Below are 20,052 nucleotides of genomic sequence, written 5' to 3'. Positions count from 1 at the left end.
ATGAAAATATATACGAAAACGGGAGACAAAGGTACGACAGGGTTGTACGGAGGCACAAGAGTCTCAAAAGGTGATTTAAGAATTGAAACTTATGGTACAGTTGATGAGCTGAATTCTTATTTGGGGTTGATCCGTGATCAAAATTTGGACACGCAAAGTTTTGAAAGTTTGATTAAAATTCAGAAAGATTTGTTTGTGATTGGGGCGGTACTTGCGACTCCGGTAGACAAGGAGATTTTGAAGAATGGAAAAAGGAGATTGGCGGAAACTAAGGTTACCGAAAAAATGGTTTTATTTCTAGAAGAGCAAATAGATATGATAGATAAGGATTTGCCGGTAATGACGCATTTTGTTTTGCCAGGCGGTCATAGTACTGTGTCATATTGTCATATTGCCAGGTCAGTTTGTAGAAGAGCTGAGCGTTTGATAGTGATTTTGATGGGAAATGAATTGATTGAAGAGAACGTTTTAAAGTATATTAACAGACTTTCTGACTACCTTTTCGTATTGGCACGGAAGTTGACTTTTTACCACAAAGCTGAGGAAATAAAATGGATTCCTTAAGTTGAAATGAGACGTTCTTTTAAAATATTGAAATACATAAAAAAAGACTTGATTTTCTCAGAAAAAAAATTATTTTTGCACAAATAACTCAATTAATAGTAAGATGTACTGGACTTTAGAATTAGCTTCGTATTTGGCAGATGCACCATGGCCTGCAACAAAAGATGAATTAATAGATTATGCTATTAGAACAGGGGCTCCGTTAGAAGTAGTAGAGAACCTACAGAGTATGGAGGATGAAGGAGATGCATATGAATCTATTGTTGAAATATGGCCGGATTATCCGACAGAGGAGGATTATTTTTGGAATGAAGATGAATATTAGAAAAAAACAAATATTATCATTTAAAAGTCTCTATTGAGGCTTTTTTTTTGTGTATTTTTGAACGTGTTTTTTATGTGTTTCAAAAACAGTGATTTAGCATTTTATAGAGTGTTTGTAAATCTAAAAACCATTTAAAAAAGAAAAATCAACAACTTGTAAGTTGTTAAAAAAATAAAATTATGAGTATTTTAAATTCTGTCCTTAAAATTTTTGTGGGTGATAAACAAAAAAAGGACTTAAAGTTATTGCAACCAATTGTAGATAAAGTTCGTTCGTTTGAAGGCGAAATGAATAGTTTATCAAATGATCAGCTGAGAGCAAAATCAGAGGGCTTTAAAGTAAAAATAAAAGAAGCTACCCAACCTTTTGATGATAAAATTTCTGCATTAGAAAAAGAGGCAGTTGATGCACATATCGATAGAAAAGAACAAATATTTACGGAAATAGATGCGTTGAAAGACGAAGCATATGATGCTTCAGAAGCTGTTCTTGAGGAAATTATGCCAGAAGCTTTTGCGGTGGTTAAGGAAACTGCGAAACGTTTTACAGAAAAAGAGGTAGTTGAAGTTACGGCCTCTGTATTTGATAGAGAACTTTCAGGTGTTAAGGAGTATGTTACTTTGAATGGTGATAGTGCTGAATGGGCTACCTCTTGGGATGCTTCTGGTACACCAGTAACCTGGGAAATGATTCATTATGATGTTCAGCTAATTGGTGGATCTGTTTTGCATAAAGGTAAGATTGCAGAAATGATGACAGGGGAAGGTAAAACATTGGTTGCTACTTTGCCAATTTTCCTTAATGCATTAACCGGGAAAGGAGTTCATGTGGTAACGGTAAACGATTATTTAGCGAAAAGGGATGCCGCTTGGATGGCGCCTATTTGGGAATTTCATGGTTTATCTGTTGATTGTATTGATCATCACCAACCGAATTCAGAAGAAAGAAGAAAAGCTTATAATTCTGATATTACCTATGGTACAAATAATGAATTTGGTTTCGATTATTTGAGAGATAATATGGCGCATTCTCAAAAAGATTTGGTGCAAAGAGCTCCAAACTTTGCTATCGTAGATGAGGTGGATTCTGTATTAATTGATGATGCTCGTACTCCCTTAATTATTTCTGGTCCGATACCACAAGGAGACCGACATGAATTTAACGAGTTGAAACCAAGTGTTCAAGCTATTGAAAAAATTCAGCGTCAGTATTTGGTTGGAGTATTGGCAGAAGCAAAAAAAATGATTGCAGATGGAAATACGGAAGAGGGGAGTATTCTTTTATTAAGAGTTTACAGAGGACTTCCTAAGAACAAAGCATTGATCAAGTTTTTGAGTCAAGAAGGGGTAAGACAATTACTTCAAAAGACTGAAAATACTTATATGGCAGATAATAATAGAGAGATGCCAAAAATTGATAAGGAACTTTATTTTGTTATCGATGAAAAAAATAATTCTATTGAATTAACAGATAAAGGGATTCAATACATTTCTGGAGAAGGTGATCAAGATTTCTTCTTATTACCAGATATTGGTGTTAAAATTGGTGAAATAGATGAAAGTGATGCTACGGTAGAAGAAAAAGTAGCTCAAAAAGAAGAGTTGTATAACGACTTTAGTATAAAAAGCGAGCGTGTTCATACCTTAAATCAGTTGTTAAAGGCGTATACTTTATTTGAAAAGGATAAGGAATATGTGGTAATGGACAACAAGGTTAAAATTGTAGATGAGCAAACAGGTCGTATCATGGATGGTCGTCGTTATTCTGATGGTTTGCACCAGGCAATTGAAGCAAAAGAAAATGTGAAGATTGAGGCTGCAACACAAACCTTTGCAACTGTAACTCTGCAAAATTACTTTAGAATGTATCGTAAGTTAGGTGGTATGACGGGTACTGCGATAACAGAAGAAGGAGAATTTTGGGAAATCTACAAGTTAGATGTAGTTGAAATTCCAACAAATAAACCTTTGTTACGTGATGATAAAGAGGATTTAGTATATAAAACAACTAGAGAAAAGTACAATGCCGTAATTGATGAAATTGTTACGTTGGTTGAAAAAGGAAGACCGGTATTGGTGGGTACTACGTCAGTTGAAATTTCTGAGTTGTTGGCAAGAATGCTATCATTAAGAAAAATTAAACATAATGTATTAAATGCCAAATTGCATAAACAAGAGGCTCAGATTGTGGCTGATGCGGGTAACTCTGGTATGGTGACCATCGCAACAAATATGGCAGGACGTGGAACGGATATTAAATTATCTGATGATGTAAAAGCTGCTGGAGGTTTGGCAATTATAGGTACTGAAAGACATGATTCTCGACGTGTTGATAGACAGTTAAGAGGTCGTGCTGGACGTCAAGGAGATGTTGGTTCTTCACAATTTTATGTTTCGTTAGAGGATCATTTGATGCGTATTTTTGGTTCGGATAGAATTGCAAAAATGATGGATAGAATGGGGTTAGAGGAAGGTGAAGTAATTCAGCATTCTATGATTTCTAAATCTATTGAGAGAGCTCAGAAAAAAGTAGAAGAAAATAACTTTGGAGTTCGTAAAAGATTATTAGAGTATGATGATATCATGAACGCTCAACGTGAGGTAGTTTACAAACGTCGTCGTCATGCTTTGGATGGGAAACGTTTACAGATAGATATTGTAAATATGATTTATGATACATGTTCGTCTATTATTACCTCAAATAAACAAACGGATAATTATACAAATTTTGAGTTTGAGTTGATTCATTTCTCAGGAATGCCATCTCCATTTACTAAGGAGGAGTTTAAAAATCTTGCAGCAGATAAATTGGTTGATGATTTGTATGATAAAGTGTATGCATATTATACAGAGAAAGTTGTAAGAAATGCTTCAACAGCATTTCCTGTAATTAAAAATGTTTATGAAAATGAGGCTGATAAATATGAACGTATTGTAGTGCCTTTCACGGATGGGGTAAAAACATTACAAGTTGTTACAAACCTGAAAGAAGCTTTTGAGTCTGAAGGAAAAACATTGATCAGTGATTTTGAGAAAAATATTACGTTAGCGATCATTGATGAGACTTGGAAAGATCATTTAAGAAAAATGGATGATTTGAAACAATCTGTGCAAAATGCTTCTTATGAACAAAAAGATCCGTTACTTATTTATAAGTTTGAAGCCTTTGAATTATTTAAAGGAATGTTAGATAAGGTAAACAAAGATGTTTTGTCATTTTTGTTTAAAGGTGAGTTACCAACACAGGGTGCAAACGAAATTTCTGAAGCTCCTGTTGAAAAACGAGAAAAATTAAACGTGAGTAAGGAAGAGGTTCAAAACATTTCTGAATCGTCTATGTCCAGAGATACAAGAGAACAAAAAATTCCTGAAACTATTATTCGTGAAGAACGTAAAATAGGTAGAAATGAAAAGGTCACCATTAAAAATGTTTTGAGTGGTGAGAATAAAGAAGTTAAGTACAAACAAGCCATTCCGATGCTTGATAAAGGGGATTGGGTGTTAGTTGAGGACTAATAAAAAAGCGGAATCTTTAGATTCCGCTTTTTTTATATAAGTTTTTTATGGTAGAACAACCTCAATTATGTAAATTATGCTAAAATAATTCAGATAAATAATGACAAGAGTATCAAAATCAGCATTAGCGTTTTTAAATAAATTAAAAAAAAATAATAATAGAGAATGGTTTGATCAACACAAACTTGAATTTAAAGAGGAAGAAATTAAGCTGAAGGAATTTTACAATGCTGTATTACAAGATTTAAATGAAAGTGATACCATTGAAAAAATGAAAGTCTTCCGAATTTATAGAGATGTGAGGTTTTCTAAAGATAAAACTCCATATAATTATCATAGAAGTATTAGCTTCTCACGTGCAACGGAAAAGTTAAGAGGTGGTTATTATCTAAAAATCGCACCTGGAGAATCAATGATGGCTGGTGGTTTTTTCAAACCAAATCCTTCGGATTTATTAAGAATTAGAAAAGAATTTGAATCTGATGATGTTGAGATTAGAGAAATTATTGCAGCGGAAAATTTTCAAAAATTATTTGGAGAGTTAGAAGGAGAGGAAGTAAAATCAGCCCCTAGAGGTTTTGATAAAAATCATCCATCTATAGATTTGATTAGAAAAAAGTCTTTTTTGGTGACTAGAAAATTTACTGATAAAGAAGTTTTATCACCAAATTTCAGAGAAGAATTAAGAAAATCATATGTAGCATTAAGGCCCTTTTTTGACTATATGTCTGATGTTTTAACAACTGATATAAATGGAGAATCAATTCTAAAAGAATAAAATATGACTAATGATCCTCAGGAGAGTAAAGTACACGGAGAAGAAAATGTTTTTGTACAAAAGTTTCAAGAATATTTGGCTGAATTTGTGTACGGTGGAATAGATGGTAGTGTAACTACTTTTGCAGTTGTGGCAGGTGCTGTTGGTGCTGGTTTAGATTCTTCTGTGATTATTATTTTAGGATTTGCCAATTTATTTGCGGATGGTTTTGCCATGTCGATTGGAGCTTATCTATCTTCTAAAACAGATGTGGATAATTATGAAAAACACAAAGCTATCGAATATTGGGAGGTTGAAAATATTCCGGAAAAAGAAACGGAAGAAATTAGAGAAATTTTTAGAAATAAAGGATTTCAAGGTGAATTGTTAGAGGCGGTTGTTAAAACGATTACAGCGGATAAAGATAGGTGGGTAGATGTAATGATGAAGGAAGAGTTAGGGCTTATGGAGGAAACAAAATCCCCTTTTAAAATTGGACTAATTACTTTTGTTTCTTTTCTGATTTTAGGCTTTATTCCTTTGTTAGTCTATGTATTGGATATGTTTGTTGATATCAAAGGCGACCTACTGTTTTGGTCTACCTCATTGACATTTCTATCCTTTGCCTTGATCGGGTATTTAAAAGGAGTAGTAAATAGTAAAAATAGATTTGTTAGTGTTGCTACTACCGTACTTATGGGAGCAGCAGCGGCATTGGTGGCATATTATGTTGGTGACTTTCTAGAGGGGATAATTTCAGTAAAAAATTAACTATTCTCCTCTTATTTTGTCAATTAATTCATTTAGTATCAAAGATTCTTTATAATTTAAATGTTGGGTTATTTCTTCCGTGTAGGTTCTAATATCTACATCCATTGAATTTAAATGGGTGAGGCCTTTTTTGGTGATTTTTATCTCAACTCTTCTTTTGTTGTTTTTATCCGTTTTACGGGTCACAAAACCTTTAAGAATTAGTTTGTCTATCAACCTAGTAGTATTGCTCATTTTAGAGATCATGCGATCATGTATGTCAGTCAAACTAATTGGACGTCCCTTTTGACCTCTTAGAATTCTAAGAACATTATATTGTTGGGATGATAAATTAAAAGGTTTGAAAAAAATAACATTTTTTTCATTGATCCAGCTTCCGATGTGCATTAAATTTAAAACTGTTTTAGTATCAATATCGAGTACTACAGTTGATTTTATTTTTTTTTCTATAGACATTTTGAAAATAAATTAACAAATGTTAATAGGGCAAATTTACAGAAAATCAATGCGGCTTGAAATACGTGTTAACACGTATTTTTTAGTCAAATACTCAGAATAATCTTTTTATTTAGAAGCACCCAAGTGGTTAATGAGTTAGTTCCTCCATTTAAATTCATTTTATAAATGATATTGCTCCTATGTTTTTCAACCGTTCTTTTTGAAATCGAGAGAATATTGGAAATTTCTGAATTAGATTTTTGGGTTGCAATAAGTTTGAGTATTGTTTTTTCTGATGATGTCAATTGAGAGAATTTTTCAAGTTCATCGTTGAGCGGAGAGGAGGAGGATTTTTGAATGGAACTGCTAAAATAAGAGGTATTCAATATGACCAATTCAATACATTTTTCTATTTCTTCGAATTGATCTTCCTTCAATAAATAGCCATGGATGTTTAATTCTTTAGCTTTTAAAATATATTCAGCTTCTTTATAAAATGAGAGTATTATAAATTTTGTTTTAGATCCGTTGTCTTTGGCTTTTTGTATTACTTCAAATCCATTAAGTATAGGCATATTGATATCAATCATTGCAATATCAGGACTTCCAGATAGGATTATTCGAAGTGCTTCTTCTCCGTTTTTAGCCTTTCCAATAACGTTGTATTGATGCAATTCAAGTTCATGAGCTAGACCATTTAATAACATAGGATGATCGTCTGCAACCAAAATTTTTATGTTTTTATTATTGTTCATTTTATTATAGGTATTAATAGGGTTGTTTTGGTTCCTTTGTTAATTATACTATGGATTTTTAGCTCTCCATTTATGATTCTTGCTCTTTCCTTAAGGGTTTTCATTCCAAGACTACTAGAGGTCTTTAACTTGTTCTTGTAGTCAAAACCAATACCATTGTCTTTTATTACAATTAAAATATATCGGTTTTTTTTTGAAATAGAAATATATACAGATTTGGCAATGGCATGTTTTACAATATTAGATATTGACTCTTGTAGGATCCTATATACATGTAATCCAGTATCTTTAGAAATAAAGGAATCTAAATCTATCCAATCAAAAGTGAAAAACAAATTTGTATTGTTATCAAATTCCGCAATCAATGATTTTATTGAGGAAGTAACGCCAAGACGATCTATAATTTCTGGATGTAAATCTTTTGAAATCTCTCTGAGTTCAGTTAAAGTATTGTGTGCTAAAATTGCTAAATCTGTATTTTCTGAAGCTTTTATTCCTTTGGTTAAAAGCATCAACTTTTGTCCAATACTATCATGTAAATCTCTAGCGATTTTTGTTTTTTCGTTTTCTTGATTTTTTATTAAATTTCTAGAATACAACTCTTGTAAGTTTCGTTTTTTTTGTAGAAACTCGTTGGTTTTATATAAATAGAGCATGATAATTAGTGAAATGAACCCAATGGTACCAAATAAAATCCATTGGTTTTTTATTTTATTTTCTCCTGTAAGAATCTTTATTTTTGATTCCGAGATATTCTTTTGATTGACATAAAACAAGCTATCCCTTAATTTTTCTTGATTATATTTATAGTTTAGCTCTAGTGTTTGTATTTTTTTAATATTTTCTTTATTGAATAAGGAGTCTGAATATTTTTTATATGTTTTATAATTTTCATAAGCCTCTTTGTAATGGTGTAGGTTCTGTTGAATTTCAGATTTTTTCCAATAACTAATTTTTAATTTACTTTTAAAGTTATTTGCTTTTGCGATCTCAATGGTATGATTGCAATATTTGAGTGCTTTGTTGTAGTTTTTTAGTTTGGAGTAATCTACTGCAATATTGTATAATGTACTGCATAAAGAAGCTTTATTGTTTGTTTTTTTATAATAATGTAAATTTTCTAAATTGAGTTGTAAGCTTTCATTATATTTATTTTGTGTACTAAATAATACAGCTAGATTGCCATTAACTCTATAGAGGTTTGAAGAACTTCCAATTGCAATGAAAATAGATTTCGCTTTTTGATAATAAATTTTTGCAGAGTCTAGTTGATTTATTTTTCGATAGCTTACGCCTAACATATTGAAACTTTTTCCTAAATCTTCTTTTTTATTTGGTAGTTTTAGACGTAAAGAAATAGCTTTTTTGTAGTACGATATTGAAGAGTCGTAATCTTCTAGGTATCTATAAAGGACTCCTAAATTATGGTCTAAGGCAGCTATGTTAATGCTATCTTTAAGTTCGGTAAAGATGGTTTTTGATTTTAGGTAATACTCAATTGCCTTTGGGTAATTTGATTTTCTACGCTCCATAATCCCAAGGTCTGCAAAAACTGTAGCAATTTGAGTTTTGTTGTTTTGTTTCTGTGCAAGAATCAAAGCTTGGGTGAGGTAATTTGAAACTTTTATGAAATTCCCATTGATATGATATTCTCCAAGAGCAATAAGAGCATCTGTCTTGGTACTGTCTGTTTTTGAAAAATTCAATTTTTTTTCTAAACGAATTAGGGTTGTGTCTAAGGTTTTATTAAGATTATTATTTTGTGCTAGAAGTATCGATTGGATATAAAGAAAAGAAAGAATAAAAAAATGAAGTTTCAAAATTAGGTCTGTTTAGTGTCTTGTGAATATAATGAAACCTTATAAAAGTTATTATAATTTAGACCTTATAATGTTTTTTGTATCCGTAATGTTTTGATGATTTAAATCGGTTTAAGGGAATATTCACTCTAAAAACGTTGCAATGCAAGTATAGGTTAAAACAACACATACATCTATAGACTTTAGTACAGGGTAAAATGAAACTGAAAATTGATAATTTAGAAGATCTATTTCTATATCTTGAATAGCAAGTAGGACATTTTTTTTCCATGATATTAATTTTTTGCAAAGATAGGTTCTTGTTATAAACAAATGTTTATACTAAGGGTGGTTTAAATTTGTACGTACAAGTTAAATGACTTGATTATGCTCGTTTTTCTTTGTCTTTTCAGGTGTTGTAGCGTTTGGCCAGTAATAGTTTTCACAATAAAAATGTTTCTTTATCAGAAATCGTTTTTTTAAAAGTCTACAAACGATATATAATGAGCAACATGTTAAACATCTATATACGGTGGTGCATGGTATGACATGATTGAAAACATATAATTTTTTCGATAATCGTTTTTCCTTTGAAGTGCAATGTGGGCAGTTAGTGTTTATTTTCATTTTATTTAGTTTTAACTAAAGCACAAAGATATTATCTTTATATAAACAAATGTTAATATTTGTTGTGTTTATTGTTGTTTATACAACAATTGTTCTGAGTAAATTTGTTTGGATCTAAAAAGAATGTAAATTTGCTGTGTAAACAATAATTGTATAGACAAATGTTAGTTGAAGAGCAGTTGAAATCTGAAAGTAATCTGAATCCAAATACCAAATGCATTCTTAATTTAATGTACACAGGCAATTGGATTAATGAGAAAAGCAGTGTTTATTTTAAGCAATTTGACCTAACTTCTCAACAATTTAATATTTTAAGAATCTTACGTGGTCAGAATGGTAAAGCCATCAATTTGCAGGATGTTCAAGAAAGAATGATTTCTAAGATGAGCAATACTACTAGGTTGATTGAGAAGTTAAGAATAAAAGACTTAGTCAGTAGAATACAATGTGAGTCAAATAGGAGGAAAATAGAAATTACGATTACAAAAAAGGGACTAGATCTTCTTAGTGAGATAGATAAAACATTAAGAAAACATGAAAGAGAAACAACGAAAAATTTATCTGAAAAAGAAGCGATTCAACTAAATGAATTATTAAATAAATTAAGAACAAATCATAAATAAATAATTAATAAATAAGTAAACATGAAAACAAACATTTTAAAATCAACGGCATTTGTATTAGTAGCATTGGTAACAATGTCTTTTACAGCAATTAAAAAAGAGACAAAACAGGTTAAAACTAGAGAGAGTAAAATCAATTGGGTAGGAAAAAAAGAAATTGGTAGTGATCATAAAGGAACAATCAATATTCAAAATGGTGTATTAGACTTTAAAAAAGATAAACTTGTAGGTGGAGAAATCATGGTGGACATGAGTTCAATTACGGTTACTGATCTAGAAGGTGATTATAAAAACAAATTGGAAGGTCACCTTAAGGCTGATGATTTTTTTGGAACCAATAAATTTCAAAGTTCAAAATTAGTTTTTACAAAAGTAGAGGGGAAAAACGGAAAATATGCCGTTACTGGAGATTTAACGATCAAAGGAATTACAAAACCAGTAACTTTTGAATTAGTAGTGGATGGTAATAGTGCTACAACTACTTTAAATGTAGACAGAACATTGTACGGTATTAAGTATGGTTCTTCAAGCTTTTTTGATGGGTTGAAAGATAAAGCTATCAAAAATGAATTTGAATTAAATGTAAAACTTGTGTTTTAATAATTTTGTCTAAGAATAAAAAAAGCCGTCTGAAAAGACGGCTTTTTTTATTCCTTTATTTTTGTTAAATATTTTTTGTCAATATAAAAAGTGCCGAAAGGAACGAATGAGGCAAAGAAAATAATGATAAATTGAAGGAAAGTCCATTTTACTTTATAAGTGTAATAAATGGCAAACAATACATAGGCAATAAACAAAAGCCCATGGGCCATTCCAACAATTTCAACCAATATAGGTTCCTTAAGAATATATTTTACTGGCATAGCAATACCAAAGAGCAGCAAAAGAGATACACCTTCTGCAATACTTGTAAATCTAAAAAGTTTAAGACTATTCATTTTTTTGAAATTTTCACAAATATAATAAGAATTGAAAGCTCAACATCAAAATATCCTTTATATTCTGATGCAAAATGCTTTGCTTAAGAGAATTAATTTACTTTCTATATTCTGTTATTTAATTAATGGTTTCCGTATATTTGCCGGCTATTATAAGAACTTTATTTCACAAGAATGAAAATATCATACAATTGGCTTAAACAGTTTTTGAAAATTGACTGGGAAGCAACAAAAACAGGAGAATTATTAACTGACTTAGGATTAGAAGTTGAAGGAATCGAGTTGATAGAATCTATCAAAGGAAGTCTTCAAGGTGTTGTTGTTGGAGAAGTTATTACTTGTGGAAAACATCCTAATGCGGATAAGTTAAGTGTCACTACTGTAAACGTTGGCGGAGACGAACCAATTCAAATTGTATGTGGTGCACCAAATGTTGCAGCGGGTCAAAAAGTACCAGTTGCTACTGTTGGAACAGTTTTATACGATGATAAAGGAGAGTCTTTTAAGATAAAGAAAGGAAAGATCAGAGGAGAGGTTAGCTTTGGAATGATTTGCGCTGAGGATGAATTAGGTTTAGGAAAAGGTCATGATGGTATCTTAGTTTTAGATGATGCTTTAGTTCCTGGAACACCGGTTGCAGAAGTTTTTGAAATAGAAACTGATGAGGTTTTTGAAATCGGACTAACCCCTAACAGAGCAGATGCAATGAGTCATTATGGAACGGCTAGAGATTTAAGAGCCGGGTTAATGCAACAAGGAGTAAATCTTGAGTTGATTTCGCCTTCTGTAAGTAATTTTCATGTAGATGAAAGAAAATTGAAGTTTGATGTAGAAGTTGAAAATAAACAATTAGCTCCAAGGTATTGTGGAGTAACGATCACAGATGTTAAGGTTGCTGAATCCCCTGAGTGGATCCAAAATAAATTAAAAGCCTTAGGTTTAGCACCAATTAATAATATTGTAGATATTACAAATTATGTACTACATGAATTAGGACAACCTTTACACGCATTTGATGCTGCACAAGTGAAAGGAAACAAAATTCAAGTAAAAACCTTAGAGGCAGGAACAAAGTTTACCACCTTAGACGGTGTTGAAAGAGAACTTGATGCTGAGGATTTAATGATCTGTGATGCAGACGCTACTCCGTTATGTATTGCTGGTGTTTTTGGTGGGGAAGCTTCAGGTGTTTCTGATAATACAACGTCTATCTTTTTGGAGAGTGCATATTTTAATCCTGTTTCGATTAGAAAGTCTGCGAAAAGACATGCGTTGAATACAGATGCTTCATTCCGTTTTGAAAGAGGAATTGATCCAAACTTTACAAAATATGCATTAAAACGTGCTGCACTATTGATTACTGAAATTGCAGGAGGTAAAATAGCTTCAGATATTATTGACCTATACCCAACTAAGATTGAAGATTTTGAATTGGTGCTTTCTTATGAGAATGTAGAAAGGCTAATAGGAGAAAAATTGTCTAATGAGACGATTAAAAATATTTTAGCTTCCTTAGAGATAAAAATCAGTAGCGAAACAGAAGGTGGGTTAGGATTAACAGTTCCTGCTTATCGTGTGGATGTTCAGAGAGAAGCAGATTTAATTGAAGAAATATTGCGTGTATATGGGTATAATAATATTCAGTTTTCACATAAATTAAACACCTCAATTTCTTTTTCAGAATTTAATGGATTAAAGATAGAAAATATTGTAGGAAATCAATTGAATTCTCTTGGTTTTCATGAGATTATGTCTAATTCTTTGACAAAGGCATCTTATATTGAACATTCTGAAAATTTAAATGAAGAGAATAATGTTGCCATGTTAAACCCATTGAGTAATGATTTAGCAGTGATGCGACAATCATTGTTGTTCAGTGGTTTAGAGTCTGTATCCTATAATATTAATAGAAAAAATAGTTCGTTACAATTTTTTGAATTTGGAAAAACGTATCACAAATTTGAAGATAAATATGAGGAATTTAAGCACTTGTCACTTTTTGTAACGGGGAATAGAACCAGTGATTCATGGACGGGAACTCATAAAAAATCAGATTTCTTCTATGTAAAAGGGATTGTAAAATCAATTTTAGAAAGATTAGGAGCTACAAGTTTAAAAACGACACCAACAAAAAACGATGTGTTTTCTGAGGGAATTACGTTAAGCTTAGGGAAAATTAAATTGGCTGATATTGGAATTGTATCAAAATCTATTTTAAAATCTTTCGGAATTAAACAAGAGGTTATTTATGTGGATTTTAATTGGGATAATGTATTAAAAATTTCAAGTTCAAAAGGGATAAAAGTAAAAGCCCTGCCAAAGTTTCCAGCAGTAAAAAGAGATCTATCATTATTGTTAGATAGTACTGTAACTTTTGGTGAAATTTATAATTTAGCGTTCCAGTCTGAAAGAAAATTATTAAAAGAGGTAGATTTGTTTGACGTATATGAAGGAAATAAATTAGCCGCAAATAAAAAGTCTTATGCGGTAAGTTTTTTACTTCAAGATGAAGGTAAAACTTTAAACGAAAAGCAAATTGATAAAATAATGCAAAAGTTGCAAACTACATTCGAGAAAAACTTGGAAGCTAGTTTGAGATAATAAATTAAGAATCGAAAATCCGTAACAAAGTTGTTACGGATTTTTTTTGCACAATATAAATTTCATCCCTCTGCTAAAGATTGTCTCAATGACACAAATTTCGTAATTTTGCAGCGCTTAGAAATAACTAAGAGAATTATAAAAAAACATTCAATGTATAAATCGATTATTCGCCCAATATTATTTCAATTCGATCCAGAAAAAGTACACTATTTTACTTTTTCAGTAATAAAGGGTCTTTCAAAAATACCAGGTGTTTCTGCGATTATACGTTCAATGTTTCAAGTAAATGATTCTAGGTTAGAACGAGAGTTGTTTGGAATTAAATTCAAAAATCCAGTTGGTTTGGCTGCCGGTTTTGATAAAAATGCGGTGCTATTTAATGAACTAGCGGATTTTGGTTTTGGTTTTATTGAAATTGGAACTGTTACACCAAAAGGGCAAGAAGGAAACCCAAAGAAACGTTTGTTTCGTTTAAAAGATGATCAAGGTATTATCAATAGAATGGGGTTTAATAATGCGGGGGTAGAAGCTGCTATAGAAAATTTAAAAAAGAACAAAGGGAAAGTAATTATTGGAGGTAACCTTGGGAAAAATACGGGTATTCCAACAGAACAGTATACGCAAGATTATTGCGAGGTATTTAAAGCACTGCATCCTTATGTTGATTATTTTGTATTAAATGTCAGTTGTCCAAATGTTGGGAGTCATGCTAAATTACAGGATAAGGATTACCTAATTGAATTGATTCAATCTGTTCAAAAGTTAAATGACAAGGAAGCGATTCAAAAACCAATTTTATTAAAAATTGCACCAGATTTGAACAATCAACAACTTGATGAAATTGTTGAATTAGTTGATGAAACGAAAATTGACGGGGTGATAGCTTCAAATACTTCCACCAATAGAGAAGGTTTAAAAGCAACGGAAAGTCAGTTGGAAACAATTGGAAATGGAGGTTTGAGTGGAAAACCGATTGCAGATAGAAGTACACAGGCTATTAAATACTTGGCAGATGCGTCAAAAAAGTCATTTCCAATAATTGGTGTTGGAGGAATTCATTCAGCAAAAGATGCTTTAGACAAGATAAATGCTGGTGCTGATTTAGTACAAGTTTATACTGGATTCATTTACGAAGGACCAAGTCTTGTGAAACGTATAAATAAAGAAATTCTTAAGAATTTATAAGCAACTTATATTGTTTTAAAAAAAGAGCCTTTCTATTTTATATTCAGGGATTCTTTTTTATCTTGGATTCAAATTATTAGAAATATGATAGAGAAGATTCAAGATTTATTAAATGATCAAATAAAATATGAAGCTAGTGCTTCCATGCAATATTTAGCGATGGCGTCTTGGGCGGATCATGCTGGTTTTAGTGGTGTAGCTGATTTCTTTTACGCGCAGTCAGAGGAAGAAAAAGCGCATATGACGAAGCTCGTAAAGTTTGTGAATGAAAGAGGAGGGAAAGTGGATGTGCCTGCTTTAGAAAAACCCTTGTCAGACTTTAGCAATCTAAATGCCTTATTTGAACACTTTTTGAAAAGTGAAATGTTTGTTACCGAACAAATAAATCGTGTAATTTACGAATGTCTACAGCATAAAGATTATAACGTACATAACTTTATGCAATGGTATGTTACGGAGCAATTAGAAGAAGAATCGACAGCGAGAACTTTGCTCGATAAATTAAATATAATTGGTGAAGACAAGACTGGACATTACTTGTTTGATAGAGATATTAACACCATCACAACAGCTGAGGAATAATTTTTTTGTTAAAGTTCTGTCAACAAGACAAATATTAACTATCTTTGCGTTTATTTATTCTAAATAAGAACAAAGTTTATGGGACCAGTATTTGTATCTCCTTGTGTAATTGGTGGAGGATGTTCAACTTCTTGTGGTAAGAAGAAAAAGAGCAAATGTTGTAAGAAATATAAAAAAAGTGGAAAGACAAATTGTAAACGTTGTCCAAAAATCTAGCATTTGCTAGATTTTCTTTTATAGTTTGTTTTGAAATTTGAGATAGAATATAAAGTAAAATTTATATTTGTTGATTGATTTAAAATTTTGAACAAACGATTGAATTTATCCAAAAACAAAAACGTAAAGATTATTGAATGTCCCCGTGATGCAATGCAAGGGATAAAAGAATTTATACCTACACAAAATAAAATTGCATATATAAATGCTTTGCTAGGTGTTGGATTTGATACAATTGATTTTGGTAGTTTTGTTTCTCCAAAAGCCATTCCTCAAATGAGGGATACGGCAGAAGTTCTCTCAGGTTTAGACTTACAAGATACGAATACAAAACTTTTGTCTATCGTTGCTAACGCACGCGGCGCCGAACAGGCTTCACAATTTGAAGAGATAGATTACCTAGGTTTTCCATTTTCTATTTCAGAGAATTTTCAAATGCGAAATACTCATAAAACGATTGCTGAATCGATAAAAGTTTTAGAGACGATTCTTAATTTGGCTGAAAATTCTAATAAAGAAGTGGTTACTTACCTGTCTATGGGGTTTGGAAATCCATATGGAGATCCTTGGAGTGTGGAAACAGTTGGCTATTGGACAGAAATATTATCACAGATGGGAGTTAAGATTTTGTCTCTTTCAGATACAATAGGGACTGCCACTCCAACAACGATAAACTATTTGTTTAAAAATTTAATTCCACTATATCCAAAAATGGAATTCGGTGCACATTTACATACAACTTACGATTCGTGGTATGAAAAAGTTGATAGTGCTTTTAAAGCTGGTTGCTTGAGGTTTGATGGAGCAATAAAAGGATTTGGTGGTTGTCCCATGGCAAAGGACGAGTTGACAGGGAATATGCCTACAGAAAAATTACTTTCTTATTTTACTTCAGTGAAAGCTGATACAAATACAAAACCGATGAGTTTTGAAAGTGCATATAATGCTTCATTGGGAGTATTTTATTAAAAAAAAGCCTAACAAAATTGTTAGGCTTTCTTATTTTAAAGTTTCATCATTTTTTTGGTGATGGCTTTATCTTTTGAAATAAGTTTTAAATAATATATTCCTGGTACTATGTTTTTTGAAGATAAATCAATCGATAAAGAGGTATCATTAGAGATCGGAATATTGTAGATTATTTGGCCAAAACTATCTACTAAAATAATCTTAGAAAAAGTTTGATCTGATTGAATCCATATTTTATTTGAAAATGGATTAGGATATATTTTGGTGCTCTCTTTTCTAACAATTTCATTTCCTTTTCTTTTTAAAGTTTTTGCTAGTTTTATCGAGGTTTGCTCTCCTGAATATGTTCTCCATTTAATATTATCTATAGCTATTGTATTGCTGTCTGTGGCAAGCGATACATTTTTAATATTTATATTAAAGTCGCCTGAAATATTTAAGTTTTCTAATTGAACGGTTGTTGCTGTAGTTCCAGAAAAATTCAGGATTGATTGAGCAACAATTTGGTTGTTTTGAGTAATACTTAATTGAATTTTTCTTTCGCCACCATTGTTTTTCCAAAGACTTTTGCAATCAACCGATAGAAAGCTGATACCGCCGGAAATCATCGTAGATTGAATCAAGTTATTCGGTTTGCTTAATCCTGACATATAAATACATTTACTGCCATTTACATACGTACCGTTTGTTTTTTTTATGTCGGTTAAACTCCAAACAATATTTTGAATCCCTGGGAGGGTCCCATTCCAAGTATTATCTGCTGGTGACAATTGAAAGTCTTCGATATATTCTGTTTCTGTTTTAAAAAGAATCTCTTGTTTTTCGGATTTATTACCATTGTTATCAACTGCTTGAATAGAATATGTGTATTCAGTATTTTCTTCCAGGTTATCAAGTTGATAGTCGGATGTAGAAATGGTAGCGATAGGTGTTTGTTCTGAACCTTTGAATACTTCATAAACAATATTATTCGAATCATCATATGAGGGAGTCCAACTTAAAGTGGTTGATTTTGTTGTTGTATGTAGTGCATTTAAATTATTGATATTAGAAGGAGGAGTGTCACTATTCGTAAAACCAGAATAACTGGTCCATTTCAGATTATCTAAAGCAATTGTATTATTAGCATCCGAAATGTTTTTTAATTTCAATGTAAAAGTTCCAAGTATTTTTAATGAATTTAAACTGACGGTTCCTTGATTTTGAAAAGTGAGCGTATCAATAATTTTATCATTTATCATCACCAATATCTTTCTATAATTGTTCTCTGTTCCCCAAATAGCCTTGCAGTCAATTGAAAGACTGTTAATCCCACCCTCAATAGAAGAAGATGTTATTTGATTATCTGTTTTATTCATTGATTGTATGTAAATGCATTTGGTGCCATCAACATATGTTCCATCTGTTTTTTTTGCATGAGTCAAACTCCAAGTAACGTCATTTCTTCCTGTCATTGTTCCTCCCCAAGAATTGTCAGCCTCAGATAATTCAAAGTCCTCTAAATATTCTTGATTTTTTAAATGATCTAAAGATTCAAAAATCCAATCAGGTAAGTTGTTATTTCTACGGTATGCCAATTGTGCTTCATAAATAGATTCAATATTATGGCTTTTATCATCAATTATAGTGTGCGTAACTTTTGTCCCATTAGATTCAATAATTTCACAATCGTCCGGATCAGAAAAAGTAATTCCTTTGGTTCCAATCAGTATCGGCTGAATTGCCATTGTATTGTATCTTTCATTGTTTACCCAGAAATCTATAGGGCCTGTTTCTCCGCGACCAGCGTCATTACCTGTACCTTCAAAATTCCAAACGACCAATTTTTTCAAATGATTTGGTACTTCGGTTTCATTTCCTCCGGCATGGAAAAAGATACCACCTTTACAATTATCGAATAAATTTGCTCTTGGTTGACTTGCATGAATTTCCATCCCTGTATGTCCGTCCATAGGATGCGTATTTCTGTATAATACATTTCCAATGGACTGTTTGCTAACTCCTGTACCATGCCAAATTCCTTTACCGTTATTTCTAAAGAATAGACTACCAGAATCTGCATTATCAATGGGTATATTATTCCCTGTGGAGTTGTCTTCATTTAAAGCGATGAAACATTTAGTAGAACTTGCAGCAGTAATAAAATTGTGACCAGGGTAATTACCTGTGTATTCGTTGTCAATAGCTGTGCAATTTGCAGAGTTTTTAAAGCGTACACATTGAGACATTTGAGAGAATACTACATTTTTAATCCAACCGTTTACCACTCCATTAAATTCGATACCGCTCCAACCTGAAGTTCCTAGGTAAGAATATTTTTTTCTATTTTCGGAAGTAACAGCTTCTCCTAAATCGATTAAAGTTTTACTAGATGTGCTATGGTGCATGTGTTTTGATGTGAATCCACCTGTATATTTTAAGTCCTGAATCCCTACTTCTTTAAGCTCATTGAAACTATATATGCCCCAATCACTTCCAGAAACAGGTTTTAAAATAGGCTCATGGAATATCAGTTTGTTGCCTTGAATATCTTTAATTTTATGATATTCTATCGAGCTAGATCCCTTTTTTTTGATACTCAGGTCGAACCCATTTTCGTAAATGTTGTCTACTGTTTTCGGACTTAAATCTTCACTAACTAATGTTAAATTGTCAATAGTTCTTAGAGAAATCCATTCCCCGATATGCAACTCCGAGTGGTTTTTATCCATGTCACTTTGTGCAATCTCAATGGAAAATGAATTTAGTTTTGCTGTACCGGTAACAGTAGCAATTTTCTGTTGAGACGAGTGCCAGAATTTATCAGATTTAAATTGAAATAAATAAGGGCAATTGTAATCTGCTCCGTTTGTTGATTCTAAATATTGAGAATGAATTAATTCTGTTCCGTTTGGGCCAGACCCACTTCCCTGAATCACTATATTATTTTGAGTTATAGAAATGATAGCGCTTTTATCTGTAGTCGTGTTTACATAAAACTTACCAGGCGGGAACTTAACAATTGCTTTGTTTTGTGGATCTTCCTTGATATAGTTCTCTGCCGCTGTAATTGCCTCCTGAATTTTTAATTTGTCATCCACCATGTCATTTCCATTAGCATCTACTAAAAATACTTTGGCACCATCTGAAGTTAATTCTGAAATGGTGGGAATGGCTTTATCACCATAAGCGTAGCCCGCGTATGAGAAAGTAGGAAGGATTGATGTTCCTAGATATTGTTTGTCAATCCAGTCCTTATATAGGGTAGAGGTTTGAGAAAATGTGACTTTAACTGTTGTAAGTAACAATAGTGTTACTACATAGATTTTTCTTTGTAATAGTTTCATTTTTTATTTGGTTTAAGTTTGGTTGTAACAATTTCCATTTTTTTAATAAAATATAACT

General features: G+C 31.8%; 16 protein-coding genes. 11 read left to right on the top strand and 5 right to left on the bottom strand.

Going from position 1 to position 20,052, the window contains the following annotated elements:
- The 5 genes from AC2DZ0_RS05110 to AC2DZ0_RS05090 all read left to right on the top strand — a co-directional run bounded on the left by AC2DZ0_RS05110 (position 1) and on the right by AC2DZ0_RS05090 (position 5,932).
- Positions 1 to 564 (top strand): cob(I)yrinic acid a,c-diamide adenosyltransferase, encoded by a 564-nt coding sequence (locus AC2DZ0_RS05110; RefSeq protein WP_484644097.1) that lies wholly within the window; start codon positions 1 to 3, stop codon positions 562 to 564.
- A gap of 103 nt (positions 565 to 667) precedes the next feature.
- Positions 668 to 889: a DUF2795 domain-containing protein gene (locus AC2DZ0_RS05105; RefSeq protein ID WP_152287470.1), complete on the top strand. Its 222-nt coding sequence runs from the start codon at positions 668 to 670 to the stop codon at positions 887 to 889.
- Between the two features lie 179 nt (positions 890 to 1,068).
- On the top strand, positions 1,069 to 4,404 hold the full coding sequence (gene secA / locus AC2DZ0_RS05100) for a preprotein translocase subunit SecA (protein ID WP_484644096.1): 3,336 nt from the start codon (positions 1,069 to 1,071) through the stop codon (positions 4,402 to 4,404).
- A gap of 100 nt (positions 4,405 to 4,504) precedes the next feature.
- Entirely contained in the window at positions 4,505 to 5,182 is a 678-nt protein-coding gene (locus AC2DZ0_RS05095) for a DUF2461 domain-containing protein (protein WP_484644095.1), read from the top strand.
- A gap of 3 nt (positions 5,183 to 5,185) precedes the next feature.
- Positions 5,186 to 5,932: a VIT1/CCC1 transporter family protein gene (locus AC2DZ0_RS05090; protein ID WP_484644093.1), complete on the top strand. Its 747-nt coding sequence runs from the start codon at positions 5,186 to 5,188 to the stop codon at positions 5,930 to 5,932.
- Here AC2DZ0_RS05090 and AC2DZ0_RS05085 read toward each other — a convergent pair whose 3' ends face one another.
- The 3 genes from AC2DZ0_RS05085 to AC2DZ0_RS05075 all read right to left on the bottom strand — a co-directional run bounded on the left by AC2DZ0_RS05085 (position 5,933) and on the right by AC2DZ0_RS05075 (position 8,831).
- Positions 5,933 to 6,388, bottom strand: a complete 456-nt coding sequence (locus AC2DZ0_RS05085; protein ID WP_484644092.1) for a MarR family winged helix-turn-helix transcriptional regulator — start codon at positions 6,386 to 6,388, stop codon at positions 5,933 to 5,935.
- A gap of 86 nt (positions 6,389 to 6,474) precedes the next feature.
- Positions 6,475 to 7,125 carry a response regulator gene (locus AC2DZ0_RS05080; protein ID WP_484644090.1) on the bottom strand — a complete coding sequence of 217 codons (651 nt, stop codon included), beginning with the start codon at positions 7,123 to 7,125 and terminating at the stop codon, positions 6,475 to 6,477.
- Complete coding sequence (locus AC2DZ0_RS05075; protein WP_484644089.1) at positions 7,122 to 8,831, bottom strand: tetratricopeptide repeat-containing sensor histidine kinase; 1,710 nt, start codon at positions 8,829 to 8,831, stop codon at positions 7,122 to 7,124. The genes AC2DZ0_RS05080 and AC2DZ0_RS05075 overlap by 4 nt, the downstream gene beginning before the upstream one ends.
- Positions 8,832 to 9,781: 950 nt before the next feature.
- Here AC2DZ0_RS05075 and AC2DZ0_RS05070 point away from each other — a divergent pair.
- Positions 9,782 to 10,174, top strand: a complete 393-nt coding sequence (locus AC2DZ0_RS05070; RefSeq protein WP_484491933.1) for a MarR family winged helix-turn-helix transcriptional regulator — start codon at positions 9,782 to 9,784, stop codon at positions 10,172 to 10,174.
- Between the two features lie 21 nt (positions 10,175 to 10,195).
- Positions 10,196 to 10,774, top strand: a complete 579-nt coding sequence (locus AC2DZ0_RS05065) for a YceI family protein (protein ID WP_484491932.1) — start codon at positions 10,196 to 10,198, stop codon at positions 10,772 to 10,774.
- A gap of 47 nt (positions 10,775 to 10,821) precedes the next feature.
- Here the strand turns inward: AC2DZ0_RS05065 and AC2DZ0_RS05060 are convergent, their stop codons facing one another.
- Positions 10,822 to 11,112, bottom strand: coding sequence for a DUF3817 domain-containing protein (locus AC2DZ0_RS05060; protein WP_484644087.1), 291 nt, complete (start codon positions 11,110 to 11,112; stop codon positions 10,822 to 10,824).
- A 174-nt stretch (positions 11,113 to 11,286) separates the two neighbouring features.
- Between AC2DZ0_RS05060 and pheT the strand changes: the two genes are divergently transcribed.
- The 4 genes from pheT to AC2DZ0_RS05040 all read left to right on the top strand — a co-directional run bounded on the left by pheT (position 11,287) and on the right by AC2DZ0_RS05040 (position 16,668).
- On the top strand, positions 11,287 to 13,713 hold the full coding sequence (gene pheT / locus AC2DZ0_RS05055; RefSeq protein ID WP_484644086.1) for a phenylalanine--tRNA ligase subunit beta: 2,427 nt from the start codon (positions 11,287 to 11,289) through the stop codon (positions 13,711 to 13,713).
- A gap of 153 nt (positions 13,714 to 13,866) precedes the next feature.
- On the top strand, positions 13,867 to 14,901 hold the full coding sequence (locus AC2DZ0_RS05050) for a quinone-dependent dihydroorotate dehydrogenase (protein WP_484644084.1): 1,035 nt from the start codon (positions 13,867 to 13,869) through the stop codon (positions 14,899 to 14,901).
- 84 nt (positions 14,902 to 14,985) lie between these two features.
- Entirely contained in the window at positions 14,986 to 15,483 is a 498-nt protein-coding gene (locus AC2DZ0_RS05045; RefSeq protein ID WP_484491928.1) for a ferritin, read from the top strand.
- Between the two features lie 369 nt (positions 15,484 to 15,852).
- On the top strand, positions 15,853 to 16,668 hold the full coding sequence (locus tag AC2DZ0_RS05040) for a hydroxymethylglutaryl-CoA lyase (protein ID WP_484644826.1): 816 nt from the start codon (positions 15,853 to 15,855) through the stop codon (positions 16,666 to 16,668).
- A 35-nt stretch (positions 16,669 to 16,703) separates the two neighbouring features.
- Here the strand turns inward: AC2DZ0_RS05040 and AC2DZ0_RS05035 are convergent, their stop codons facing one another.
- Positions 16,704 to 19,994, bottom strand: coding sequence for a DUF4955 domain-containing protein (locus AC2DZ0_RS05035; protein WP_484644082.1), 3,291 nt, complete (start codon positions 19,992 to 19,994; stop codon positions 16,704 to 16,706).
- Positions 19,995 to 20,052 lie beyond the last annotated feature (58 nt).

The sequence above is a fragment of the Flavicella sp. IMCC45668 genome (genome assembly GCF_057219105.1).
Note: the sequence above shows the minus strand (reverse complement) of the source record. Positions and strands in the feature narration are given on the sequence as shown.

Bases quoted from the DNA above. Each gene is read 5' to 3' on its own strand.
- AC2DZ0_RS05105 (WP_152287470.1), top strand. From the start codon at position 668: ATGTACTGGACTTTAGAATTAGCTTCGTATTTGGCAGATGCACCATGG.
- AC2DZ0_RS05040 (WP_484644826.1), top strand. From the start codon at position 15,853: ATGCAAGGGATAAAAGAATTTATACCTACACAAAATAAAATTGCATAT.
- AC2DZ0_RS05065 (WP_484491932.1), top strand. From the start codon at position 10,196: ATGAAAACAAACATTTTAAAATCAACGGCATTTGTATTAGTAGCATTG.
- AC2DZ0_RS05080 (WP_484644090.1), bottom strand. From the start codon at position 7,125: ATGAACAATAATAAAAACATAAAAATTTTGGTTGCAGACGATCATCCT.
- AC2DZ0_RS05110 (WP_484644097.1), top strand. From the start codon at position 1: ATGAAAATATATACGAAAACGGGAGACAAAGGTACGACAGGGTTGTAC.
- AC2DZ0_RS05035 (WP_484644082.1), bottom strand. From the start codon at position 19,994: ATGAAACTATTACAAAGAAAAATCTATGTAGTAACACTATTGTTACTT.
- AC2DZ0_RS05090 (WP_484644093.1), top strand. From the start codon at position 5,186: ATGACTAATGATCCTCAGGAGAGTAAAGTACACGGAGAAGAAAATGTT.
- AC2DZ0_RS05085 (WP_484644092.1), bottom strand. From the start codon at position 6,388: ATGTCTATAGAAAAAAAAATAAAATCAACTGTAGTACTCGATATTGAT.
- pheT (WP_484644086.1), top strand. From the start codon at position 11,287: ATGAAAATATCATACAATTGGCTTAAACAGTTTTTGAAAATTGACTGG.
- AC2DZ0_RS05060 (WP_484644087.1), bottom strand. From the start codon at position 11,112: ATGAATAGTCTTAAACTTTTTAGATTTACAAGTATTGCAGAAGGTGTA.
- AC2DZ0_RS05050 (WP_484644084.1), top strand. From the start codon at position 13,867: ATGTATAAATCGATTATTCGCCCAATATTATTTCAATTCGATCCAGAA.
- AC2DZ0_RS05045 (WP_484491928.1), top strand. From the start codon at position 14,986: ATGATAGAGAAGATTCAAGATTTATTAAATGATCAAATAAAATATGAA.
- AC2DZ0_RS05095 (WP_484644095.1), top strand. From the start codon at position 4,505: ATGACAAGAGTATCAAAATCAGCATTAGCGTTTTTAAATAAATTAAAA.
- secA (WP_484644096.1), top strand. From the start codon at position 1,069: ATGAGTATTTTAAATTCTGTCCTTAAAATTTTTGTGGGTGATAAACAA.
- AC2DZ0_RS05070 (WP_484491933.1), top strand. From the start codon at position 9,782: ATGTACACAGGCAATTGGATTAATGAGAAAAGCAGTGTTTATTTTAAG.